This window comes from Pseudomonas sp. P4_D7 (assembly GCF_056401755.1).
In genome coordinates this window covers 15,001-38,011 of record NZ_JBFUIR010000036.1, presented here as the reverse complement: position 1 = coordinate 38,011, position 23,011 = coordinate 15,001, and the positions used below count along the sequence as shown (strand labels likewise).

Sequence of the window (23,011 nt, the reverse complement as noted above, 5' to 3'; positions counted from 1 at the left end):
GAGAAATTATCGTGTCCGTTCGCAAGTACCAGAATCACACCCCGCACTTGAACAAAGGCGCGTTTGTCGACGGCTCGGCGGTGGTTATCGGCGACGTCGAAATCGGCGAAGACAGCTCTGTCTGGCCGCTGACCGTGATCCGTGGCGACATGCACCGTATCCGTATCGGTGCGCGCACCAGCGTGCAGGACGGCTGCGTGTTGCACATCACCCACGCCGGCCCGTTCAACCCCGACGGCTTCCCGCTGCTGATCGGCGATGACGTCACCATCGCCCACAAAGTCATGCTGCACGGCTGTACCGTCGGCAGCCGCGTGTTGATCGGCATGGGCAGCATCGTCATGGACGGCGCGGTGGTCGAGGACGACGTGATCATCGGCGCCGGCAGCCTGGTGCCTCCGGGCAAGCGTCTGCAAAGTGGCTTCCTCTATGTGGGTAGCCCGGTGAAACAGGTGCGAGAACTCACCGACAAGGAAAAAGCTTTCTTCACCTACAGCGCGGCGAACTACGTGAAACTCAAGGACCTGCATCTGGCCGAAGGCTACGACCAGCTCTGAATCGCCTTACACCTGCTCAGGATTTCTCATGCATTACCAGACCGTACTGTTCGACCTTGATGGCACCCTGACCGACCCGCGTGAGGGCATCACCCGTTCCATCCAGTTCGCCCTCGCCAAGCTCGGCATCGATGAGCCGGATCTGACCAAGCTGGAACACTTCATCGGCCCGCCGTTATTGCAGGCGTTCATGCAGTTTTACGGATTCGATGAGGCCAAGGCATGGCAGGCGGTGAATTTCTATCGCGAGCGCTTCAAAGTGACGGGCCTGTACGAGAACCGTGTGTTCGATGGTGTCACGCCGTTGCTGGAAACCCTCAGTGGCCAAGGCCGGCAGCTGTATATCGCCACTTCGAAGCCGTGGGAATTTGCCCGCGAGATTGCCCGGCATTTTGATTTTGCCCGGCACTTCAAGGTGATCTACGGCAGTGAGCTGGATGGCACGCGGACCAACAAGGTTGAGTTGATTGCGCATCTGATCAAGGAAGAAGGGCTGGACCCGGCGAAGACGTTGATGATCGGTGACCGTAAGCATGATCTGATCGGGGCGCGCAGCAATGGGCTGGATGCGGCGGCGGTCGGTTATGGGTTTGGCAGTTTTGAAGAGTTGAGTGCCGAGGCGCCGGCTTATCATTTTGAAACGCTGGACGAGTTGCATCAGGCGTTTCTGCAGCGCTGATTAGATTGCTATCGCGAGCAGGCTCACTCCTGCATGTGGAACGCATTTCCCTGTAGGAGTGAGCCTGCTCGCGATGACGCCCTTTCAGCCACCTCAGACTTCCGGATATGCCAACGCTTTCAGTGCCGCCTTGCGCTCAGCGGCCGGCAGCCCACCCAACCGCTCTACCTCAGCATAAAACTTCAGCCAATCTCCCCCGACCTTTTTGAATAGTGTCGAAAACGCGGGGACCCACTGGTCATAAAGCCCAAACGGCAACAACCGCGCATTGTTCAGCGGCGCATTCACCCAAGCGTCATAACGCTTGTCCCCGGACCACTGACTGTCCCTCATCAGCCGATAATCCCGGCGAAACTGCTCGAACTCGGCCGCTTTTCGCTCGCGCATTTGCTCAACCGGCATTGACTGCACGTAAAGCTTCTCCAGCCGTGAACGGGTATCGAGGACCAATTCAATAAACTGATCGCGCTGCTTCAGCCGTGAATCGGTATCCGCCGGCAACCCGCGAAACGCCCGCCACTGCCGCGTGCCTTCCTGCTCGACAAACGTGGCAAAGGACTCGTTGAACTCGGTGTCGTCCTTCACATAGAAACGCTGGTGCGCCAGCTCATGAAAGATCAGCGTGGCCAGGCGCTCATCACCCCAGCCCATCATCGAATTGAGGATCGGGTCGTTGAACCAGCCGAGCGTCGAGTAGGCCTCGACACCGCCAATCGACACGTCCATACCCTGCAAGCGCTGGATCGCTGCCTCGCCGCGCGCGGCGCTCTGGCTGTAATAACCGCGATAGGCCACGCAGCCGGCAATCGGGAAACAATGGTTCTGCGGTGTCAGGGAGAACTCTTGAGTGGCGAACACATTCCACACCACGTACGGGCGATGGATGTCGGCGTACAGGCGATAGCTCTGGTTATCCGGCAAATGCAGATGTTCACTCGCAAAGGCGCGGGCCTTTTGCGCTTGCGCCAGGTGTTCGCGCAGTGTCGCGTCGCGGCTCGAATCGTTGATCACCTTTTCCACAGGCTCGCGCGCCCGCAGCAATTGCAGTTGGCCGCTGGCCAACTGCGTGTAATAGCTGACGCTGGCGCAACCGTTGAGCAACAAAAACAACACACCCGGAAACAAAATCCGAAAAACGCGATCAAGTAACCCAAGGCTTGGAAACGGCCTGCTCAAAATAAGAAATCCCCCGGAGAGTCTGCCCGCAAGACTATCCCGCCTTAAGGAGCACCGCTATGCGCATGTTGATGCTGTCAGGAGGCCTGCTGACGCTGGCCGGTTGTGCCGGATTCGGAATGCCCGATCCTGACCCTTCGCAAGCCTGGATCGATCTGGATGCCCGGCAGCAGGACACGGCGCTGCAAGCGCTGCAGGTCGATACCCAAGCGACTGCCGACAAACGCTACTTCGAAGTACAGCCCGGCAGCCATGAGTTGAAGGTGCGTTATCAATTTCCGGTCGAGGCGACCAACATCGGTCCCGACGCTGAGCCGCTGTGGCGCGATTGCCAGTTGAGCGTGAAATTCAAGGACTTCAACGCCGGCCAGCGTTATCAGTTGCAGGCCGGCAGTATTGGTTTCCGGCCTTGGGCCAAGCTCTATGACGAGCAGCGCAAAGTGGTAGGCCAAGGCACGCCGGCAGGCTGTCAGCGCACCTGAACGGCGCTATGCTGAGTATTCAGATCAGTGGATATTCGTCATGCGCCAGTTGCTGTTGTTGCTCGTTGCCAGTCTTGTGGCCGGTTGTCAGACGCCATTGCCCCCGGTCGATCCGCAGATGGCCTGGGTCGATTTTTCGACGCCGACACCCGGCGGTAAAGTGCTCATGGCCGAGCGCCTCGACAAACAGCGACTGAATGACGGGCGCTACTTTCAGGTCACGCCGGGCAGCCACGAATTGCGCGTGCGGTTTGATTTCGAAGTGTTTGGTGGTGGCGGCAGTTTGATGAACGGCCCGGTAGAGCGGTTGTGTTACCTGTACATCCGCTACGACCATTTCGAGGCCGGGCAGCGTTATGTGCTGGAAGGGCGTTCGCTGGGGTTCACACCGAGCGCCCGGCTGTATAACGCCAAGCGAGAAATCGTCGCCGAGGATTACGACTACAACTGCATTATCTAGTCAGGTTCAGCGATCGTTCTTCTGATAAATGATCGCTTTGGTGCCGTTGTCGCAGGTGCCGACGACCATCGCCACATCGTGTTTGTCGGCCTCTTCCTTGCTGACGATTTCCAGCGTGTAAGACGGCACGGCGTTGGCCTGAATTTTTACTTCGATTTCGTTCTTCAGTTCTTCGCAATCTTTGGGTGCTGCAATGACAGAAGTGGCCAGTGCACTGCAGAGGATCGCCAAGCCAATACGTTTCATGAGTGAAGCTCCCTGAGGCAGCGCGCACGGGTGTGCGCTGAAGCTGCTGTCATTTATTCGACCATATTTTTACAGCGAGGGTTCTGACTTCGCTCACAACTTGTGTTTTTGGTTTCAAACCTGTGTCGATCTCGAGATCGCCTTCGCGAGCAAGCTCGCTCCCACAATGTTCCGGTTTAGTCAGAACCAATGTGGGAGCGAGCTTGCTCGCGAAGGCGTCGGTAAAGCCAGCGCCTGTTTCGAAGCTTAAGAAATCAGCGAAGCCTCAAGCGTAATCTTCGCATTCAGCACTTTCGAGACCGGGCACCCTTCCTTGGCCTTGTTGCTCAGCTCTTCAAACTGCTCCTGCGTCGCTCCAGGGATTTTCGCCTTGAGGATCAGCTTCACCGCAGTGATCGCGAACCCGCCATCCACCTGATCCAGGGTCACTTCAGCCTGAGTATCAATGCTGTCAGCCTTCAGGCCCGCATCGCCGAGAATCATCGAAAACGCCATGGAAAAACAACCGGCATGCGCGGCGCCGATCAGCTCTTCCGGGTTAGTGCCCTTACCGCCCTCAAAGCGCGCCTTGAAGCCGTAAGGGGCTTCTCTGAGGACACCGGTTTCGGTGGAGATCGAGCCGATACCGGTTTTCAGATCGCCTGCCCAATGTGCGGATGCTTTCTTCACGATAGCCATGTCTGCCTCCTCAAGATCTGACGCGGAAACGCCGCGTCGTCGTGGTTTTTGCTTGCAAGGCTTCTGAGGATAGACGCCGCAGCAAAGTTCAGCCCGGCTGAATCGTTGACTTTTTTAGTAGGAAATTTCATCACTGCTATTGAAACTCGGGTATATGCCCTCATTGCACAAAACACGCTTATGGATTCGGCAGGTTTTCGTTTGCAAGAAGAACCTGCCTCCTCACTCGGAGACGCAGGTTTATGAAGCAACTGTCCGACGTAAAATTTTCCACCCTCGATCTGGTACCGGTGCGCGAAAACGGCAGCCCGGCGCAATCGCTGCGCAACTCGCTGGATCTGGCGCAGCACGTCGAGAAATTCGGCTATACGCGGTTCTGGGTGGCCGAACACCACAACATGGACGGTATCGCCAGCTCCGCGACGTCTGTATTACTCGGTTATCTGGCTGGCGGTACGTCGACCATTCGTGTTGGCTCTGGCGGCGTAATGCTGCCCAACCATGCGCCGCTGGTGATCGCCGAGCAGTTCGGCACGCTGGAAAGCCTGTATCCGGGCCGGATCGACCTCGGCCTGGGCCGTGCGCCCGGTTCCGATCAGATGACTGCCCGCGCCTTGCGCCGCGAGCGCTCCGGCAGCGCTGACGATTTCCCCGAAGACGTTGCCGAACTGGTGCGCTACCTCGGTCCGCGTACCCCGGACCAGCGCGTGATCGCGATGCCTGGCACCGGCACCAATGTGCCGATCTGGCTGCTCGGTTCCAGTCTGTTCAGCGCGCAATTAGCCGGTGAGCGCGGTTTGCCGTATGCCTTCGCCTCGCATTTCGCTCCGCGCTTCATGCACGAGGCGATTCGCGTCTATCGCAATCACTTCAAGCCGTCGGCAGTGCTCGACAAGCCGTACGTGATGCTCGGCGTACCGCTGGTGGCGGCGGATACCGATGAACAAGCCGATTATCTGGCGACGTCGGTGTATCAGCGCATTCTGGCGTTGATGCGTGGGCAGAGCCTGGTGCAGCGTCCGCCGGTGAAAACCATGGACGGGCTGTGGCTACCGCATGAGCGTGAGGCGGTGGGGGATTTCCTGGGGCTGGCGATGGTGGGGAGTCCGCAGAAGATCCGCGCCAAGCTTGAGGTGTTGGTTGAGCAGACGCAGGCGGATGAGCTGATTTTCACCAGTGATCTGTATGAACACGCTGATCGGGTGCACTCGTACGAACTGCTCGCGCAGGTCATGAAGGGCTGAAAAGCCGAAAGGCACCCTCACCCTAGCCCTCTCCCAGGGGGAGAGGGGACTGATTGAGGTCTTCTTGCGCTCGACATCGACCTGAAAAATCGAGTCGAACTCAGGATCTGAACAACCCCCGATCCGCTCCCTTTCCCCCTCGCCCCCCCTGGGGGAGWGGGCTGGGGTGWGGGGGATCAATCTCAAACACACCACAAATCTTTCAGACACAAAAAAGCCGACGCCTTCACGTCGGCTTTTTGTATTTCAGGCGCGATCAGCTCACTTCTTGTAGACGATTTCCTTCGAGCCACCTTCGCATTTGCCAACGACTTTGCCACCAGCGGCAGCGCCCTTATCAACAATCTCCAGCGAATACCCGGAAACGCCCTTGGCATCCAGCTTCGCCGCAATCTCGCTTTTCAGCTCTTCACAAGGCTTACCGGCAGCAAACGCACCACCCGCAAGGCTCAACAAACCTACTGCCAACATGAACTTCTTCATCGGTCGCACTCCCTGGTCGGATTAAAAGAGGCGGGCATCGAGCGTTCACCCGATGCAGCCACCCTGTAGCGCTTTGCCATTCCTATGGCACTCGGCCAGCGCGCAAGTTCAGAAGACTAGACCAAACTCAGCTGCTGGCAATGCGGAAGCCGACTTTCAGCGTCACCTGAAAGTGCGCTGCCTTGCCGTCCTTGATGTGGCCACGGGTGTCGACCACTTCAAACCACTCAAGATGCTTGATGCTCTTGTTGGCTTCGGCCAGCGCGTTGTTGATGGCGTCTTCGATGCTGCTGGTGGACGAACCGACCAGCTCGACTTTCTTGTACGTGTGATGGTCACTCATAACGATCTCCTTGGCGTGTGGAATTGAGACTAGCAGTGAATCTGCACTGTTGATTTCGGCGGCACCGCGCAGGCGAAGTTCAGATTTTCTGCACTTTCTCAAACCGCTGAAGTCCCAACCAACACACGCCACTCATCACCAATGCAGGAGAGCCACCATGGCCAACACCTCTTTACGTAAAGCCTCGTTGCAAAGCATGGAAGCCGAGATCGAGAGTCTGCTCAAATCGTTGGAAAGCTTGAAGGACGACGCTTCGGACGAGTCGCGCAAGACCCTCAAGGCGCTGAAAAGCAATGCCGAAAGTGCGCTGAAGCACTCGCGCCACTTGCTTAGCGATGCCTACGAAGAAGTCAAGGTTAAAACCCGCGAAACCGGGATCGCCACCCGTGATTACGCTCAGGAACATCCATGGACGACGGCCGGTGTGGCCGTCGGTGCGATCGGTCTGCTGGCGGCTTACTTGCTGTTCAAGCGCGGCGAGTGATCCGTCTGGCGCAGTTCGTTCTTGAGCCATTGCGCCAGTTGCCGGGCGCGCCCGTCTGCGGCGCGCTTGGGTAGCCACAACGCCAGTTGCGCCGGGGTTTCACAGAAACCCCATGGCGCAACCAGGCGACCGGCCTTCAAATCTTCCGTCACCAGCGGCTCCGGCGCGATGGCTACGCCGAGACCAGCGACCGCTGCTTCCAGCAAATAATACAAATGCTCAAAACCCTGTCCCAACTTCAACGCCTTGGCGTCGAGGTGATTTTGTTGTGCCCAACTCGGCCACGCCTGTGGACGGGAAGTGGTGTGCAGCAGCGGTTCATTGAGCAGCGCCGAGGCTGGCGCGGTTTCCAGGCGGTTATAACTGCTGAACAGCGGGCTCATGACCGGGCCGATGCGTTCTGCAGTCAATTCGTAAACCTGCATGTCTGCCGGCCATGGCGGCTCGGCGAACAGCAGCAAAGCATCCAGCCCCGGACGTCTTGGATCGAGATCGCCTTCACCCGCCGATAGATGCAAACGCAAATCCGGCAGATCGGCATTCAATCGCCCCAAACGCGGAATAAACCAGCGCGCCAGCAGGCTTCCAGAGCAGCCGAGTACAAACGGCGCATCCGCCGTGCTTTGCGTCAATTCAGCGCAAACACTGCGCAAGCGATCAAACGCCTCGCCACTGGCATCGCGTAAACGTATACCGGCATCTGTGAGTTTCAAGCCGCGCCCATCTTTGACGAACAGACTGACGCCAAGGTGCTCTTCCAGCACCTTGAGCTGACGACTGACGGCGCCATGGGTGACGTGCAGCTGTTCGGCGGCCTGACTGACGCTGTTCAGTCGGGCGGTCGCTTCGAACGCGCGCAAGGCGTTCAGCGGGGGAAGGTCGTGGCTCATGGTATCTGTGAGTTTTCCTGACAGGTTGTGGCGATCTTATCGGTTTTCAGCGTAGAAGGTCAGGGGTAGAGTGGTCGTCATTGTCTTCTCACCCGAATTCACCTGGAGCGACTCATGACCCAGACTTCGAACACCTCTGATCTGCGTAACGGCCCTGACGCCAACGGCCTGTTCGGTTCGTTCGGTGGCCGCTACGTGGCGGAAACCCTGATGCCGCTGATCCTCGATCTGGCTCGTGAATACGAAGCGGCCAAGGAAGATCCGGCGTTCAAAGAAGAGTTGGCCTACTTCCAGCGCGACTACGTCGGACGTCCTAGCCCGCTGTATTTCGCCGAACGCCTGACCGAGTTCTGCGGCGGCGCGAAGATTTATCTCAAGCGCGAAGAGCTGAACCACACCGGCGCGCACAAGATCAACAACTGCATCGGCCAGATCCTGCTGGCGCGGCGCATGGGCAAGAAACGCATCATCGCCGAGACCGGCGCCGGCATGCACGGCGTGGCCACGGCTACCGTCGCTGCACGTTTCGGTCTGGACTGCGTGATCTACATGGGCACCACTGACATCGAACGTCAGCAGGCCAACGTCTTCCGCATGAAGCTGTTGGGCGCTGAAGTAATTCCGGTCGTGGCCGGCACCGGCACCCTTAAAGACGCGATGAACGAAGCCCTGCGTGACTGGGTGACCAACGTCGACAACACGTTCTACCTGATCGGCACCGTGGCCGGCCCACATCCATACCCAGCAATGGTTCGCGACTTCCAGGCCGTCATCGGCAAGGAAACCCGTGATCAGTTGCAGGCTCAGGAAGGTCGTCTGCCGGACAGCCTGGTAGCGTGCATCGGTGGCGGTTCCAACGCGATGGGCCTGTTCCACCCGTTCCTCGACGACAAGAGCGTTGAAATCATCGGTGTTGAAGCCGCCGGTTACGGCATTGAAACCGGCAAGCATGCGGCGAGCCTGAATGGCGGCGTTCCGGGTGTGTTGCACGGCAACCGTACCTTCCTGCTGCAGGACGACGACGGCCAGATCATCGACGCTCACTCGATTTCCGCCGGCCTCGATTACCCAGGCATTGGTCCTGAACACGCGTGGTTGCATGACATCGGCCGCGTTCAGTACACCTCGGTGACCGACGACGAAGCGCTGGATGCGTTCCACAAATGCTGCCGCCTGGAAGGGATCATTCCTGCCCTGGAAAGCGCCCACGCCTTGGCTGAAGTGTTCAAGCGCGCACCGAACTTGCCGAAGGATCACCTGATGGTGGTCAACCTTTCCGGCCGTGGTGACAAAGACATGCAGACCGTCATGCACCATATGGAACAGTCTAAGCAGGAGAAACACTGATGAGCCGCCTGCAAACCCGTTTTGCCGATCTCAAAGAACAGAACCGCGCTGCGCTGGTGACCTTCGTCACCGCCGGTGACCCGGACTACGACACCTCGCTGGCGATCCTCAAAGGCTTGCCGGGTGCTGGCGCCGACGTGATCGAGCTGGGCATGCCGTTCACCGACCCGATGGCCGACGGCCCGGCGATTCAACTGGCGAACATCCGTGCCTTGGGCGCCAAGCAGAACCTGATGAAAACCCTGCAAATGGTTCGCGAGTTCCGTGAAGGCAACAGTGATACGCCGCTGGTGCTGATGGGCTACTTCAACCCGATCCACATGTATGGCGTTGAGCGCTTCATCGCCGATGCGAAAGAGGCTGGCGTCGATGGCCTGATCGTGGTCGACATGCCGCCTGAGCACAACGCCGAGCTGTGCGACCCGGCGCAGGCTGCGGGTCTGGACTTCATCCGCCTGACCACGCCGACCACCGACGATGCGCGTCTGCCGAAGGTGCTTAATGGCAGTTCCGGTTTCGTTTACTACGTGTCGGTCGCCGGTGTGACCGGTGCCGGCGCGGCGACGCTGGAGCACGTTGAAGAGGCGGTGACCCGTCTGCGTCGCCATACCGACCTGCCGATCAGCATCGGTTTCGGCATCCGCACGCCGGAGCAAGCGGCGTCCATCGCGCGTCTGGCCGACGGTGTGGTGGTGGGTTCGGCATTGATCGATCACATCGCCAACGCGACCACACCCGACCAGGCCATCGACGGCGTGCTGAGCCTGTGCTCGGCTCTCTCCGAAGGCGTGCGTAAGGCCCGCGTCAGCTGAAGGTAAAGTTCCTGATACAGAGGAATTAGCGCCTCGCGGCACAGACTAATCCAGCAAGACCGAGGGATTCAGAACCACGTTCTGAATCCCTTTTTGCTGTTTGTGCCGTGAGGAAAGACCCGATGAAAATGCCGAAACGTCTGATTGCCGGACTGGGCGTGCTGATGATCAGCGCGACGCCGCTGCTGGCCAGTGCCGACCCGCGCGATGATCACGACCACGGCGGCCCACAGCAGGGCCAATACAACAACCATGGTAATGATCATCGCGATGATCATCGTGGCCCGCCAAACGATCACCGTGGCGGCCCGCCGCCGCACGACTTCGGCCCGGTGCGCCAGACCATTCGCGATAACCATGGCTACTTTGTACGCGGTGCGCCGCCGCCTCCGGGGATTCATCTGGAGCGTGGCCGGCCGTTGCCGCACGGCTATTACGGCGAGCGTCTGGATAATCGGGCGTTAGGTCGTCTGCCGGTGTACCCGGGTTACGAATGGCGCCGGGCGGGGGGTGATATCGTGCTGATCGCGGTGGGCACCGGGATCGTCTACGAAATTCTCGATGGCGTTTTGTATTGATCTGCAGGCAATAAAAAAGACCGCAGCCATTGGCTGCGGTCTTTTTTTCAGGGCAGCTCCAGTCCGCCGGAGGCCTTGTGCAGTTTGCGCAGATGCGCGCCGATCTGCTTCACGTTCTCCTCACTGGCCGCAATTTCGGCGGCCCGCTTCGGCTCCAGCAACTTACGCACTTCTGCATCCAGATCTCCGGACAGTGCCAACAGCTTCTTCTGCCGCTGACTGCTCTCCGCTTCGAGTCGACTGAACTCGGTCGGCTGCGGCAATCCGTAACCCTTGGAATCGAGCAATTCCGCCGGACGACTGAGGAACCCGCTGTTGGCGAGGATTTCCTGCAAGGTCGCGTTGGCCTTGTCCATGCCGCCGTTTTCCAGCTCCCGCGCGCCGAGGTAGCGTTGCTTGACCTCATCCTGAGCCAGCAACAACTGGCGTCGATAACTCGCCTGCTCCAACAGCAGCAGGGCGGCGCTGGTACGCAAGTCGGCGCGTTCGAACCACTCACGGCGTTCTTCGGCTGTCAGCGAAAGCCATTCCTCGACGGTGTTCTGTTTGATCGGCAATTGCTTCTTAAGCACATCGAACATGGCCTGATAGCGATCGCGGAACGAGTCGAAGCGGTAACCCAGGCGTAGGGCTTCTTTCGGATCATCCAGCACACTGGTGTCCGCCAGACCACGGCCCTTCATCACTTCCAGCAAACCGTTGGGCATGATGCTGTCCAGACCCACGAACTGGTTGTTGTTACTGCCGCTGCGCAACAGCTTCAGGCCTTCTACCGCGCAGTTGTTGGAGAGGAAGAAGTAGTTGCCGTCGTAGCTCCAGTGCATTTCGGCGGCGTGTTCGACCACGCCTTCGATCTCGTCCCGTGACAGGTTCAGCGGCACGGAAGCAAGGCTGCGCAGTTCGGTCTTGGTGTATTCGTCGATGACCTGCGCGAGCGGCAGCACGAACAGGCGCGACGGGTATTTGCCGACCAGTCCGTCCCAGCTCGACAGCTGTACATCACCGACAAAGGCGCGGTAGGACAACACCAGATGCTGGTCCAGATCGAGCCGGCAATCCGGCCCACGCGGGCGGCCCGGCGCGCAAATCACCAGACGCAACATGCTGTGGCCCCAGCGGCTGACCCAGTTCTGATTGGCTTCGGCCAACAGGTAATCGACGGCGTAAACCCGTTCCGGATCAACTTGCCCCAAGGGTTGCTTGGCGAAGTCGTTACCGGCATTCAAAAAGGAGAAGGTCTTGCTGCAGGTGTCCTTGGCCGGCGGTGCCCAGCCGAAGTGCTGCTGGTAATAGCGATACAGCGCCGGGCGACGGCAGGCATAGCTCGGGTCGAGGAGGAAATACTCCATGTTGACCGCGACAAACTCCTTCGGGCTGGAGATTTCGTACAGGTCCGGGCTGCGGGCGATCTGGCGGTTGTGCTGTTCACGCTCACCCCGACGACCGACGTATTGCTGCCAACCGGCGAGATCGAGCAGGCGTGGGTCATCACTGAGGGTGAAACGCCGCCCGTTCTGCCCGCGACACTCATCGGGAATGCCGATCAGCCCGGCGCTGTTGAAGCGGCGGGTGCAGCGCTGGATTAGCGTGCGCTCGGCGTCCGGCCACAAGCGCGCGCGATCGTAAATGTGGGTAATTTCGTGCAACACCGTGGCGAGCAATTCCTGGCGCACAGTGCCGTGGGGGCGATTGGTTTTTTCTTTGGCTGCACTGCCGTCAGTGAGGCTGGCCAGCAGTTTGCGATTCAGATCGAGTTCGGCAACGAGCGTGGCCTGGCCGTAAGCGTTGGCGGGCATGTCGTCGGTCCAGCCGACATCGATGCGCCGATCCAGCCGCTCGATAAAGCTCGGCGGCAGCTTCTGCATCGCCTCATCGATCAGCGCCTGGCTGGCCTGTTGTTGGGCGGGGCTCAGACCGTCGGTCTTGAGCCGCAATTGCAGGCCGGCGTGGGCGCTGTTGCCAAGCAGCAACAACGCCCCGGCCAGCAGCCAGGTGCCGAGTGACTTCACAGTGCGAGGATGGCTTCGGCGAGAACCTGATCGCTGGCGTCGCGCGCTTCCGGCACACGGGTGCGCAGGGTGTTGAGCGCGGCTTCCAGATGCGCGCCACGGATATCACCGTTAGTGGCGACGAAACTGGCGGCATCATCGTGTGCTTCGCGGATGATTTTCGAATCGCGGATCGACGTGGTGGTGTCGGAAGTGAAATCGATAGTGCGCTGGGAGGCACGAACGATGATGTTACTGGTGGCTACCAGGGTGTGCGCCTGGGCCACGTCGGCCAACAAAAACAGGCCAAGGGCGGCAGCAATCAGCGGGCTACGCATGGAACGACTCCGGAAGGGCAAGGATAACAGGGGTACAGGATAACTATTGGACGAGAATTGCCTCTGCCAGTTCAAGGTCGCTGACATGAAGTTTCGGCCGGGTTTTGCGCAGGTAATGCAGCGCGGATTCCAGTCGAGCACCACGCCATTCACCGTCACTGGCAACAAAAGCTGCGGCATCATCGTGGGCCGCGAGCAGCAGTTTACGGTCGAATGGGGCGGAAGACACCATGCTGGTGGCGTAACCACTGACGACGGTGCCTTGCGTCGACGCATTGAAAGCATCAAAGGCATCGACCGATGTCGCCCAGCAGGCGGTGAACAATACGGAGGGAATCAGTAGATTTGGAAGAAAGCGCATCGGACTCGGTAATTTTTGGTGAGCCCAAAGGCTAGCGCAATGCCCGGGCCAGAGCCAGCGCCGAAACATCGGGACACGACCGGCGTGTCCCGAACGGTGTCACGCGCTTAGATCGTCAGGATGGCTTGAGCCAACTGTGCGTCGGTAGCTTGTAGCTGTGGGGCCTGATGACGGATGTGATCCAGCGCGCTTTCCAGTTTCACACCACGGATTTCGCCTTCGCTGGCCACGAAGCTGGCAGCGTCGTCACGGGCGGCGAGGACGATTTTGTCATCACGGAACGACGAGGAAACGTCGGAGGTGGCGTCGGACGAGGATTTCAGTGCACCGACAACAGCGTCGGTGGTCACGATGAAGCTGGTGGCGCTGGCGTTGGCAGCCACGGCCAGCAGGGCGGCAGCACTGATCAGACGAAGACGGGACATGGTGTAACTCCTATGGATAAACCGTATTGAGAGGTGGCTCGGGATCTGAGGAGTCAGACGCCAGTGACACAGCATTCGCCACGTTCTGCGTGGATATTAGGCTTGCTTTGCGAGGTTCGCACAGTGGGCAAAATGCTAGCGCCAGAACGGTTTATGCAGTTCACTCAGTCGATCAGCATGGCTGAGGCCAAGATCGGCGAGATCCCGACCGTCGAGTTGAGAGAGCAGGCGCCTTGTTCTGGCGCGCTCCAGGCTGTCCAGAAGCCCGCGAATCAGGCGACGCAGAGCATTGGGGCGAGGGTAGGAATGGCTGAAGTTTCTTGAAACATCCCGTAAGTCATTCATGACGTATTCCTTATTACCGGTGAAGGCGGAAGGTCATGTTGAGCCTGTGACAGAGGAAGAGGCAGATACAGCAGAAGCAAATTGTACTGGTCCAGGTGGTGATTATAATGAACTGTACCTGTCAGCGATAAAGCTAGCTGTATAGGGATTTAAAACTCCCCAAAACGACGAAACCCGTCGTGGTTTCCCACGACGGGTTTCGTTTGTTCAATTCGGGTTGCTGGCGGTGGGTCTAATGACCAGAGCCAGCGACGCTACTTAGCGCCAGAACGGCTTGCTCAGCTCTTCGTAGCGTTGTGCTTCGCTGATACCGGCGTCAGCCAGCAAACGCGAATCCAGGCGAGCCAGTTGATGGCGGCTGGAGATGCGGCGCTGCCACAACATCAGGTTGGCGATAACGCGCAGAGGCAGGGAAGCCTGGGTGTTTACAGCTTTGTCTTCGAAGAACAGTTCGGAACTGAGTGTACGTTCCATGGTTGACATCCTTCCGCTTGTGGCGGGATCAGGTAGTGGTTTGACTGGTGCCCATGATCCTCTCGTTTGCCAAGTCTCTCTAGATACAGTTCAACTGTATTGTGAGTGACCAGTTAACTGTTTATAGGGGGTGTACGGGTCAAAATTGAGCAAACTGTACCTGTCCGCACTTAAGTGGTGCGTTTTTGCTCGATTCGAGGAAAAAGGTAGGCAAAAGCTGTAGGAAAAGACCAGTACAGCAGTACAGTTTTTGTCAGCATTGAAGATTGCAACAATCCGCTGACGCAAACTGTGTTTGCGCCAACGGTTTATCTGAGTGGATTACACCGCAAGCATGCGCCCGGTTTCTTCCAGGTTCATATGCCAGCTCAACGCTTCACGCAAAATGTGTGGGGTATGGCCACCGATTGCACAGGCCTTCGTGAAGTAATCATTCAGCGCTTGACGGAAGTCCGGGTGCACACAGTTATCGATGATCACACGTGCACGTTCCCGCGGCGCCAAGCCGCGTAAATCGGCCAGACCCACTTCGGTCACCAGAATGTCGACATCGTGCTCTGTGTGGTCGACGTGGCTGACCATCGGCACCACGCTGGAAATCGCCCCGCCCTTGGCGATCGACTTGGTCACGAACACCGCCAGATGCGCGTTACGCGCGAAGTCGCCGGAACCGCCGATGCCGTTCATCATCCGCGTGCCGCAAACGTGGGTGGAGTTGACGTTGCCGTAAATGTCGAACTCCAGCGCCGTGTTGATCCCGATGATGCCTAGGCGGCGCACCACTTCCGGGTGGTTGGAGATCTCCTGCGGACGTAGTACCAGTTTGTCCTTGTACTTCTCCAGGTTACCGAACACGTCGCTGTTGCGGCGCTCCGACAGGGTGATCGAGCTGCCCGAAGCGAAGCTCAGCTTGCCGGCGTCGATCAGGTCGAAGGTCGAATCCTGTAGTACTTCGGAGTACATGGTCAGGTCTTCAAACGGCGAATCGATCAGACCGAACATCACCGCGTTGGCAATGTTGCCGATCCCTGCCTGCAACGGGCCGAGCTTGTTGGTCATGCGCCCGGCGTCGACTTCCTGCTTGAAGAAGGTGATCAGGTGATCGGCAATGGCGTTGGTGTCGACGTCCGGCGACGACACGGTAGACGGCGAGTCCGCCTGCTGGGTGATCACGATGGCGACGATTTTTTCCGGCGGAATCGGAATCGCCGTGCTGCCGATGCGGTCGTCGACTTTTACCAGCGGGATCGGCGTGCGCGTCGGGCGATAGGTCGGGATATAGATGTCATGCAGGCCTTCGAGGTTGGCGTTGTGCGCCAGGTTGATCTCGACAATCACCTGTTTGGCGAAAATTGCGAAGCTCGCCGAGTTGCCCACCGAGGTGGTCGGCACGATGTGGCCTTGCTCGGTGATGGCCACAGCTTCGATGACCGCGATGTCCGGCAGCTTCAGTTGCTGGTTGCGTAGCTGCTCGACGGTTTCCGACAGGTGCTGATCAATGAACATTACCTGGCCGGCATTGATTGCCTTGCGCAAGGTGCTGTCGACCTGGAACGGCATCCGCCGCGACAGCACGCCGGCTTCGGTCAGTTGCTTGTCGAGGTCGTTGCCCAGGCTGGCGCCGGTCATCAGGCTGATCTTCAGCGGCGTGACCTTGGCGCGCTCGGCCAGTGCATGAGGGACGGCTTTGGCTTCGCCAGCACGAGTAAATCCGCTCATGCCGACGGTCATGCCGTCCTCAATCAAAGCGGCTGCGTCGGCGGCGCTCATCACTTTATCCAACAACGAAGGCAGGCGAATACGGTCACGGTACATGGATTATTATCTCGGGAAGCGAGTAGCAGGATGCGCAGTCTAGTGAATTTGACGAGCGCCTGTCCCGCTACCAAGGTCGCAAACGAGGCGTCTATTTAGCGGGTTTGAAGTAAAACACCGTTACTGGATCTGCAACAACGCGGCAAATTGTCCGACTGTTTGCGCAAACAAAAACGCCCCGACAAGTCGGGGCGTTCGGTATTGCAGCGGGGAATTACTCGACCGCTTTGACCATGTCTTCGATGACTTTCTTCGCGTCGCCGAAGACCATCATGGTTTTGTCCAGATAGAACAGCTCGTTGTCCAGGCCGGCATAGCCGCTGGCCATCGAGCGCTTGTTGACGATGATGGTCTTGGCTTTGAACGCTTCGAGAATCGGCATGCCGGCAATCGGCGATTTCGGATCGTTCTTTGCGGCMGGGTTAACCACGTCGTTCGCGCCGAGCACCAGCACCACGTCGGCCTGACCGAACTCGGAGTTGATGTCCTCCATCTCGAACACCTGGTCGTAAGGCACTTCGGCCTCGGCGAGCAGAACGTTCATGTGCCCCGGCATACGGCCCGCCACGGGGTGGATCGCGTACTTCACAGTCACGCCACGGTGGGTCAGCTTCTCGGTCAGCTCTTTCAGCGCATGTTGCGCACGTGCCACTGCCAGACCGTAGCCCGGGACGATAATCACGGTGTCGGCGTTGGTCAGCAGGAAGGTCGCGTCGTCAGCCGAACCGGATTTCACCGGACGTGCTTCTTTCGCACCGGCAGGACCTGCGTCTGCCGTGTTGCCGAAACCGCCGAGCAGTACATTAAAGAAGGAACGGTTCATCGCCTTGCACATGATGTACGACAGGATCGCACCGCTCGAACCCACCAGGGAACCGGCAATGATCAGCATCGAGTTGTTCAGCGAGAAGCCGATACCCGCCGCCGCCCAGCCCGAGTAGCTGTTGAGCATCGACACCACGACCGGCATGTCGGCGCCGCCAATCGGGATGATGATCAGCACGCCCATCACAAACGCCAGCGCTAGCATCAGCGCGAACGCAGTGAGGTTGCCGGTGAACATGAAGGTCAGGCCCAGTGCCAGCGTCGCCAGGCCCAGCACGGCGTTCAGCTTGTGCTGACCAACGAACTGTACCGGGGCGCCCTGGAACAGACGGAACTTGTATTTGCCCGACAGCTTGCCGAACGCAATCACCGAACCGGAGAAGGTGATCGCACCGATCGCAGCGCCGAGGAACAGCTCCAGACGGTTGCCCGCTGGAATCGAGTCGCCCAGTTGCTTGACGATGCCCAGCGATTGCGGCTCCACCACAGCGGCGATGGCAATGAACACTGCCGCGAGGCCGATCATGCTGTGCATGAAGGCGACCAGTTCCGGCATCTTGGTCATTTCAACGCGCTTGGCCATGATCGAACCGGCGGTGCCGCCGACCAGCAGGCCGACGATCACGTAACCGATGCCAGCCGTGGCCAGCTCAGCACCCAACTTATAGATAAGGCCGACGGTGGTCAGGATGGCCAACGCCATGCCGAGCATGCCGAACAGATTGCCGCGCCGCGAGGTAGTCGGGTGCGACAGGCCTTTGAGGGCCTGGATAAAGCAGATCGACGCGATCAGGTAGAGCGTCGTGACGAGATTCATGCTCATTACTTCGGCGCCTCTTCTTTTACTTTCGGGGCTTTCTTCTTGAACATCTCAAGCATGCGGCGGGTGACCAGGAAGCCACCGAACACGTTGACCGCAGCCAGCGCCACAGCAAGGGTACCCATGGTTTTGCCCAGCGGCGTGACGGTCAGCGCAGCGGCAAGCATGGCGCCGACGATCACGATCGCCGAGATGGCGTTGGTTACCGCCATCAAAGGTGTGTGCAGCGCAGGTGTAACGTTCCAGACCACGTGGTAACCGACATAAATCGCCAGCACGAAGATGATCAGGTTGTAGATACCGGGGGAGATAAGCTCTTCCATCGTCTGAATCCCTGCTTAGGCGTTTTTGCGGATGACTTGGCCGTCGCGGCACATCAGGCACGCGGCGACGATGTCGTCTTCGAGGTTGACGTCGAACTGGCCTTCTTTGGTGAAGACCAGTTTGAGGAAGTCCAGCAGGTTGCGCGCATACAGTGCCGAGGCGTCTGCAGCGACTTCACCGGCGAGATTGGTCGGGCCGCAAATGGTCACGCCATTTTCGACCACGACCTGATCGGCCACGGTCAATGGGCAGTTGCCGCCCTGAGCTGCCGCGAGATCGATGACCACCGAACCCGGTTTCATCTGCGCTACGGTCTCCGCGCTCAACAGCGTCGGTGCCTTTCGGCCCGGAATCAGCGCGGTGGTGATGACGATGTCAGCCTGCTTGGCGCGTTCGTGCACAGCCTGGGCCTGACGCTGCATCCAGCTCGCCGGCATTGGTCGCGCGTAACCGCCGACACCGACGGCGCATTCACGCTCTTCATCGGTCTCGTAAGGTACGTCGACGAACTTCGCGCCGAGGGATTCGATCTGCTCTTTTACCGCCGGACGCACGTCGGACGCTTCGATCACCGCACCCAGACGCTTCGCCGTAGCAATCGCCTGCAACCCGGCCACACCGGCGCCGAGAATCAGCACGCGCGCCGCTTTCACGGTGCCCGCAGCGGTCATCAGCATCGGCATGAAGCGCGGATAGTAATGAGCGGCCAGCAACACAGCCTTATAGCCGGCAATGTTCGCCTGCGACGACAACACATCGAGACTCTGCGCGCGCGAGGTGCGCGGCGCCGCTTCGAGGGCGAACGCGGTAATGCCGCACTCGACCATCTTTGCGATGGTTTCGTTGTTGAACGGATTGAGCATGCCGACCAACACCGTACCGCGCTTGATCAGCGTCAGTTCGGCATCGCTTGGCGCGACCACTTTGAGAATCAGCTCGGCGCCAAACGCGTCATTGGCACTGCCAATGGTTGCGCCTGCCGCTTCATAGGCACTGTCGACAACGCTGGCTTTAACGCCGGCGCCGGTTTGCACAGTGACCTTATGACCTTGGCTGATCAGCTTTTTAATGGTTTCCGGGGTTGCAGCAACCCGTGTTTCACCGGTCTGGGTTTCGAGAGGAACACCAATGTGCACGTCAAATCTCCTGCGTGATCTTATTGAGTAAACCCATGCACTACGGATGGTGCGACTGGGGCGGCCGATCAGCACGATCCCGCCAAATCAGGGCGGGGCGCGGCATTTTGCAGGCGAACTTTATGCCCTTCAAGGGATTATGACGGGTGACGGAAAATTAACTACAAGTCATCCCGTGACCGAATGTCGCAGATGGCCAGCCGAATCCCTTGCAGGCCGTGCCTTGTAAGGATTCTGGCCGAATATGGAAAAATTTCTCATCGGTGACGTGAATAGGCACTAATGCGTCGCTGATGAAGGCTCAAAGCCACGTCTTCAGCCGCTTGTGGGACGTCTGTACGACTTTCGGATACAGTCTGTTGAATTGCGACAAATACTTATATCTGTAGGGCTTTTGTTTTCCTGACTACGGGGTTAGGTAACGTTGTAAGCCTTTACCCTTCTAGGCTGTAGCTCTGTGCCTGAGTTACCAGCCAGTCACGAAATGCCTTTAATGACGCTGATTCGACCTTTCGCTCAGGAATCATCAGGTAGTAGGCCTTGATACTGGAAAGCGCCTGCGGGTTTGCAATTACCAGGCGTTTCTCGGCCAGCTCACGCTGAATCAAGAACGGTGGAATCAGCGCGATGCCCATGTCGTGCATGGCCGCTTGGGCGAGCATGGAGAATAGCTCGTAGCGCGGGCCTGTCATGTCGCGCGGGATATTCAGCTGTTGCGAGTTGAACCACTGGCGCCAAGCGTAAGGTCGGGTAGTCTGCTGCAGCAGCGGCAGTTCGGCGATGGCTGCGGCTGTCAGAAGCGTCTTGTTGCCGAGTAGGGCCGGGCTGCACACCGGCATCGGATTCTCGCCCATCAGCCTGTGGGATTCGGTACCGGACCAATCGGCATCACCGAAGTAGATCGCCGCATCGAATTCGGTATCGGCAAACAGAAAGGGCCGGGTGCGGTTGGTCAGGTTGACCGTGACTTCCGGATGCTTGTGCTGGAAATCCTTCAGACGTGGCAGCAGCCATTGCGTGCCAAAGGTCGGCACCACCGCCAGTTCGATTACGTTGGTGCCTTGCTGGCCCATCACGGACAGCGTGTCGCGTTCGACTGCATCTAGTTGCGTCGCGACTCGGCGGCTGTAGGAAAGCCCCGCCTCGGTCAGCTTCACCCCGCGCCGCGAGCGTCGGAATAGTTCCACACTGAGGAACTCCTCAAGGCTGGCTATTTGTCGGCAAATGGCGCCTTGAGTCAGGGAAAGTTCTTCGGCAGCGCGGGTAAAGCTCTCGTGGCGCGCGGCAGCTTCGAAACTGATCAGGGCGGTGGTGCTGGGGATCTTCCTGCGCATGTACGTCAACCTCACTAATGCGCCGCATAAAAGGCATTCCGCGACGTTTCGGAGTGAGAAATTAGCACAACAGAATGCGAAATCCTCGTTTGCCGCGACGGCGAACCGCGCCTAGGATCAATGCCACGTTAATTCACCGATTTGCGAGGACAGACTCATGGGCGGTAAAGCTAGCTTCAACTGGATTGATCCCCTGCTGCTGGATCAACAGCTCACTGAAGAAGAGCGCATGATCCGCGACACCGCCGAGCAGTTTGCTCAACAGAGCCTCGCGCCGCGTGTTCTTGAAGCCTTCCGTCATGAGAAAACCGACCCGGCGATCTTCCGCGAGATGGGCGAAGTCGGTCTGTTGGGCGCGACCATCCCTGAACAGTACGGCGGCAGCGGTCTGAACTATGTCAGCTACGGTCTGATTGCTCGTGAAGTCGAGCGTGTCGACTCAGGCTACCGCTCGATGATGAGCGTGCAGTCGTCGCTGGTGATGGTGCCGATCAACGAATTCGGTACTGAAGCGCAAAAGCAGAAGTACCTGCCGAAGCTGGCTTCCGGCGAATGGATCGGCTGCTTCGGTCTGACCGAACCCAACCACGGTTCCGACCCTGGCGCGATGATCACTCGTGCACGTAAGGTCGACGGCGGCTACAGCCTGACCGGCGCGAAAATGTGGATCACCAACAGCCCGATCGCCGATGTGTTCGTGGTCTGGGCCAAAGACGATGCCGGTGACATTCGTGGCTTCGTCCTGGAAAAAGGCTGGAAAGGCCTTAGTGCTCCGGCGATTCACGGCAAGGTCGGCCTGCGTGCGTCGATCACTGGTGAAATCGTTATGGATAACGTGTTTGTGCCGGAAGAGAACATCTTCCCGGACGTGCGTGGCCTGAAAGGTCCGTTCACCTGCCTCAACTCGGCGCGTTACGGCATTTCTTGGGGCGCACTGGGCGCTGCCGAGTTCTGCTGGCACACCGCTCGTCAGTACACCCTCGATCGCCAGCAGTTTGGTCGCCCATTGGCTGCCACTCAGTTGATCCAGAAAAAACTGGCAGACATGCAGACCGAAATCACCTTGGCCCTGCAAGGCTGCCTGCGGTTGGGGCGTATGAAAGATGAAGGCACTGCTGCGGTCGAAATCACTTCGATCATGAAGCGTAACTCCTGCGGCAAGTCGCTGGACATTGCCCGTATGGCGCGCGACATGTTGGGTGGTAACGGCATCTCTGACGAATTCGGCGTGGCCCGTCATCTGGTCAACCTGGAAGTGGTGAATACCTATGAAGGTACTCATGACGTTCACGCGCTGATCCTCGGGCGTGCGCAAACCGGTCTGCAGGCGTTCTATTAACAGGAGAGCGACCATGGGCGCGCTGTCGCATCTGCGGGTACTGGATTTATCGCGAGTATTGGCCGGACCGTGGGCCGGGCAGATCCTCGCCGACCTTGGCGCCGAAGTGATCAAGGTCGAGCGCCCGGGCAATGGTGATGATACGCGCGCCTGGGGGCCACCCTTCCTTAAAGACGCTTATGGCGAGAATACGTCGGAGGCGGCTTATTACCTGTCGGCCAACCGCAACAAGCAATCGGTAACCATCGATTTCACGCGGCCCGAGGGTCAGAAGCTGGTGCGCGAGCTAGCGGCGAAGTCGGACATCCTCATTGAGAATTTCAAGGTCGGTGGTCTGGCGGCGTATGGGCTGGACTACGAATCGCTGAAAGCGATCAATCCGGACCTGATCTATTGCTCGATTACCGGATTCGGCCAGACCGGGCCGTATGCCAAGCGCGCCGGCTATGACTTCATGATTCAGGGGCTGGGTGGGCTGATGAGTCTGACCGGACGTCCTGAGGGTGATGAGGGTGCCGGTCCGGTGAAAGTTGGTGTGGCGCTGACGGATATTCTCACCGGTCTGTATTCGACGGTAGCCATTCTGGCTGCGCTGGCTCATCGCGATCACGACGGTGGCGGGCAGCACATCGACATGGCATTGCTGGATGTCCAGGTGGCGTGTCTGGCTAACCAGGCGATGAACTACCTGACAACGGGCAACGCACCGAAGCGCTTGGGCAATGCGCATCCGAACATCGTGCCTTATCAGGATTTTCCTACGGCCGATGGTGATTTCATCCTCACCGTGGGTAATGACGGGCAGTTCCGCAAGTTTGCCGAAGTGGCGGGGCAGCCGCAGTGGGCGGATGATCCGCGTTTCGCGACCAATAAGTTGCGGGTGGCGAATCGCGCGGAGCTGATTCCTTTGATTCGTCAGGCAACCGTGTTCAAGACGACTGCCGAGTGGGTTGCTCAGCTGGAGCAGGCGGGCGTGCCGTGCGGGCCAATCAATGATTTGTCGCAAGTGTTTGAGGACCCTCAGGTCA

28 protein-coding genes (1 of these 28 cut by a window edge) are annotated in these 23,011 nt (G+C 58.8%); 11 read left to right on the top strand and 17 right to left on the bottom strand.

Going from position 1 to position 23,011, the window contains the following annotated elements; all coding sequences use genetic code 11:
* The first annotated feature begins 11 nt into the window (after window positions 1-11).
* Together AC1DVF_RS20965 and AC1DVF_RS20960 are read left to right on the top strand one after the other, a co-directional pair.
* Window positions 12-557: a gamma carbonic anhydrase family protein gene (locus AC1DVF_RS20965; protein ID WP_093429483.1), complete on the top strand. Its 546-nt coding sequence runs from the start codon at window positions 12-14 to the stop codon at window positions 555-557.
* Window positions 558-585: 28 nt separating this feature from the next.
* Window positions 586-1,236 carry an HAD family hydrolase gene (locus tag AC1DVF_RS20960; RefSeq protein ID WP_186620376.1) on the top strand — a complete coding sequence of 217 codons (651 nt, stop codon included), beginning with the start codon at window positions 586-588 and terminating at the stop codon, window positions 1,234-1,236.
* Window positions 1,237-1,329: 93 nt separating this feature from the next.
* On the opposite strand, the gene AC1DVF_RS20955 is transcribed toward AC1DVF_RS20960, so the two are convergent.
* The gene (locus tag AC1DVF_RS20955) at window positions 1,330-2,412 is read right to left on the bottom strand and encodes an aminopeptidase (RefSeq protein WP_460089396.1); all 1,083 of its coding nucleotides are present in this window, start codon (window positions 2,410-2,412) and stop codon (window positions 1,330-1,332) included.
* Between the two features lie 59 nt (window positions 2,413-2,471).
* Between AC1DVF_RS20955 and AC1DVF_RS20950 the strand changes: the two genes are divergently transcribed.
* Window positions 2,472-2,894 (top strand): PA0061/PA0062 family lipoprotein, encoded by a 423-nt coding sequence (locus tag AC1DVF_RS20950; protein ID WP_034152270.1) that lies wholly within the window; start codon window positions 2,472-2,474, stop codon window positions 2,892-2,894.
* Between the two features lie 40 nt (window positions 2,895-2,934).
* On the top strand, window positions 2,935-3,354 hold the full coding sequence (locus tag AC1DVF_RS20945; RefSeq protein ID WP_093429480.1) for a PA0061/PA0062 family lipoprotein: 420 nt from the start codon (window positions 2,935-2,937) through the stop codon (window positions 3,352-3,354).
* 6 nt (window positions 3,355-3,360) lie between these two features.
* On the opposite strand, the gene AC1DVF_RS20940 is transcribed toward AC1DVF_RS20945, so the two are convergent.
* Window positions 3,361-3,600 (bottom strand): DUF1161 domain-containing protein, encoded by a 240-nt coding sequence (locus AC1DVF_RS20940; RefSeq protein WP_099757641.1) that lies wholly within the window; start codon window positions 3,598-3,600, stop codon window positions 3,361-3,363.
* A gap of 246 nt (window positions 3,601-3,846) precedes the next feature.
* Window positions 3,847-4,278, bottom strand: a complete 432-nt coding sequence (locus AC1DVF_RS20935; RefSeq protein ID WP_093429478.1) for an OsmC family protein — start codon at window positions 4,276-4,278, stop codon at window positions 3,847-3,849.
* Window positions 4,279-4,520: 242 nt separating this feature from the next.
* Here AC1DVF_RS20935 and AC1DVF_RS20930 point away from each other — a divergent pair, with 242 nt between their 5' ends.
* The gene (locus AC1DVF_RS20930) at window positions 4,521-5,522 is read left to right on the top strand and encodes an LLM class flavin-dependent oxidoreductase (RefSeq protein WP_034152274.1); all 1,002 of its coding nucleotides are present in this window, start codon (window positions 4,521-4,523) and stop codon (window positions 5,520-5,522) included.
* 261 nt (window positions 5,523-5,783) lie between these two features.
* Here the strand turns inward: AC1DVF_RS20930 and AC1DVF_RS20925 are convergent, their stop codons facing one another.
* Both AC1DVF_RS20925 and AC1DVF_RS20920 read right to left on the bottom strand, forming a co-directional pair.
* Window positions 5,784-6,005, bottom strand: a complete 222-nt coding sequence (locus AC1DVF_RS20925) for a DUF1161 domain-containing protein (protein WP_099757642.1) — start codon at window positions 6,003-6,005, stop codon at window positions 5,784-5,786.
* Window positions 6,006-6,132: 127 nt separating this feature from the next.
* Complete coding sequence (locus AC1DVF_RS20920) at window positions 6,133-6,348, bottom strand: dodecin (protein ID WP_003220389.1); 216 nt, start codon at window positions 6,346-6,348, stop codon at window positions 6,133-6,135.
* Between the two features lie 157 nt (window positions 6,349-6,505).
* On the opposite strand from AC1DVF_RS20920, the gene AC1DVF_RS20915 reads away from it, so the two are divergent.
* Complete coding sequence (locus tag AC1DVF_RS20915; RefSeq protein WP_007911686.1) at window positions 6,506-6,832, top strand: ElaB/YgaM/YqjD family protein; 327 nt, start codon at window positions 6,506-6,508, stop codon at window positions 6,830-6,832.
* Here the strand turns inward: AC1DVF_RS20915 and AC1DVF_RS20910 are convergent.
* Window positions 6,805-7,722, bottom strand: a complete 918-nt coding sequence (locus AC1DVF_RS20910) for a LysR family transcriptional regulator (protein WP_477783081.1) — start codon at window positions 7,720-7,722, stop codon at window positions 6,805-6,807. The genes AC1DVF_RS20915 and AC1DVF_RS20910 overlap by 28 nt on opposite strands.
* Before the next feature lie 114 nt (window positions 7,723-7,836).
* Between AC1DVF_RS20910 and trpB the strand changes: the two genes are divergently transcribed.
* From trpB to AC1DVF_RS20895, 3 genes are all read left to right on the top strand, one after another.
* Complete coding sequence (gene trpB, locus AC1DVF_RS20905) at window positions 7,837-9,069, top strand: tryptophan synthase subunit beta (protein ID WP_186620386.1); 1,233 nt, start codon at window positions 7,837-7,839, stop codon at window positions 9,067-9,069.
* The gene (gene trpA / locus AC1DVF_RS20900; RefSeq protein ID WP_116254153.1) at window positions 9,069-9,881 is read left to right on the top strand and encodes a tryptophan synthase subunit alpha; all 813 of its coding nucleotides are present in this window, start codon (window positions 9,069-9,071) and stop codon (window positions 9,879-9,881) included. The genes trpB and trpA overlap by 1 nt, the downstream gene beginning before the upstream one ends.
* A 122-nt stretch (window positions 9,882-10,003) precedes the next feature.
* Window positions 10,004-10,459 (top strand): anti-virulence regulator CigR family protein, encoded by a 456-nt coding sequence (locus AC1DVF_RS20895; protein WP_477783080.1) that lies wholly within the window; start codon window positions 10,004-10,006, stop codon window positions 10,457-10,459.
* Window positions 10,460-10,506: 47 nt separating this feature from the next.
* Here the strand turns inward: AC1DVF_RS20895 and AC1DVF_RS20890 are convergent, their stop codons facing one another.
* The 11 genes from AC1DVF_RS20890 to AC1DVF_RS20840 all read right to left on the bottom strand — a co-directional run bounded on the left by AC1DVF_RS20890 (window position 10,507) and on the right by AC1DVF_RS20840 (window position 20,644).
* Window positions 10,507-12,468 carry a DUF7844 domain-containing protein gene (locus AC1DVF_RS20890; protein ID WP_477783079.1) on the bottom strand — a complete coding sequence of 654 codons (1,962 nt, stop codon included), beginning with the start codon at window positions 12,466-12,468 and terminating at the stop codon, window positions 10,507-10,509.
* Window positions 12,465-12,785: a DUF2388 domain-containing protein gene (locus tag AC1DVF_RS20885; protein WP_007911662.1), complete on the bottom strand. Its 321-nt coding sequence runs from the start codon at window positions 12,783-12,785 to the stop codon at window positions 12,465-12,467. Before AC1DVF_RS20885 ends, AC1DVF_RS20890 begins: the two co-directional genes overlap by 4 nt.
* 43 nt (window positions 12,786-12,828) lie before the next feature.
* Complete coding sequence (locus AC1DVF_RS20880) at window positions 12,829-13,146, bottom strand: DUF2388 domain-containing protein (RefSeq protein ID WP_093429472.1); 318 nt, start codon at window positions 13,144-13,146, stop codon at window positions 12,829-12,831.
* 107 nt (window positions 13,147-13,253) lie between these two features.
* A complete protein-coding gene (locus tag AC1DVF_RS20875) occupies window positions 13,254-13,571 on the bottom strand; it encodes a DUF2388 domain-containing protein (RefSeq protein ID WP_460089403.1) in 318 nt (105 codons plus the stop codon).
* 135 nt (window positions 13,572-13,706) lie between these two features.
* Window positions 13,707-13,916, bottom strand: a complete 210-nt coding sequence (locus tag AC1DVF_RS20870; RefSeq protein WP_460130480.1) for a DUF1127 domain-containing protein — start codon at window positions 13,914-13,916, stop codon at window positions 13,707-13,709.
* Window positions 13,917-14,174: 258 nt separating this feature from the next.
* Complete coding sequence (locus AC1DVF_RS20865) at window positions 14,175-14,390, bottom strand: DUF1127 domain-containing protein (RefSeq protein ID WP_007911656.1); 216 nt, start codon at window positions 14,388-14,390, stop codon at window positions 14,175-14,177.
* Between the two features lie 321 nt (window positions 14,391-14,711).
* Complete coding sequence (locus AC1DVF_RS20860; RefSeq protein WP_477783078.1) at window positions 14,712-16,205, bottom strand: acetyl-CoA hydrolase/transferase family protein; 1,494 nt, start codon at window positions 16,203-16,205, stop codon at window positions 14,712-14,714.
* 214 nt (window positions 16,206-16,419) lie between these two features.
* Window positions 16,420-17,853: an NAD(P)(+) transhydrogenase (Re/Si-specific) subunit beta gene (locus AC1DVF_RS20855; protein ID WP_093429468.1), complete on the bottom strand. Its 1,434-nt coding sequence runs from the start codon at window positions 17,851-17,853 to the stop codon at window positions 16,420-16,422.
* A complete protein-coding gene (locus tag AC1DVF_RS20850; protein WP_003187417.1) occupies window positions 17,853-18,173 on the bottom strand; it encodes an NAD(P) transhydrogenase subunit alpha part 2 in 321 nt (106 codons plus the stop codon). Before AC1DVF_RS20850 ends, AC1DVF_RS20855 begins: the two co-directional genes overlap by 1 nt.
* Window positions 18,174-18,188: 15 nt before the next feature.
* On the bottom strand, window positions 18,189-19,310 hold the full coding sequence (locus tag AC1DVF_RS20845; protein ID WP_477783077.1) for a Re/Si-specific NAD(P)(+) transhydrogenase subunit alpha: 1,122 nt from the start codon (window positions 19,308-19,310) through the stop codon (window positions 18,189-18,191).
* A gap of 434 nt (window positions 19,311-19,744) precedes the next feature.
* On the bottom strand, window positions 19,745-20,644 hold the full coding sequence (locus AC1DVF_RS20840) for a LysR family transcriptional regulator (protein WP_116254150.1): 900 nt from the start codon (window positions 20,642-20,644) through the stop codon (window positions 19,745-19,747).
* A 157-nt stretch (window positions 20,645-20,801) separates the two neighbouring features.
* Here AC1DVF_RS20840 and AC1DVF_RS20835 point away from each other — a divergent pair, with 157 nt between their 5' ends.
* Complete coding sequence (locus AC1DVF_RS20835) at window positions 20,802-21,983, top strand: acyl-CoA dehydrogenase (protein ID WP_007953903.1); 1,182 nt, start codon at window positions 20,802-20,804, stop codon at window positions 21,981-21,983.
* Between the two features lie 13 nt (window positions 21,984-21,996).
* Window positions 21,997-23,011: the 5' portion of a CaiB/BaiF CoA transferase family protein gene (locus AC1DVF_RS20830; RefSeq protein ID WP_186620411.1), read on the top strand. It continues 206 nt past the right edge of the window; 1,015 of the gene's 1,221 nt are visible here — the first part of the coding sequence; it begins with the start codon at window positions 21,997-21,999; the stop codon falls past the right edge of the window.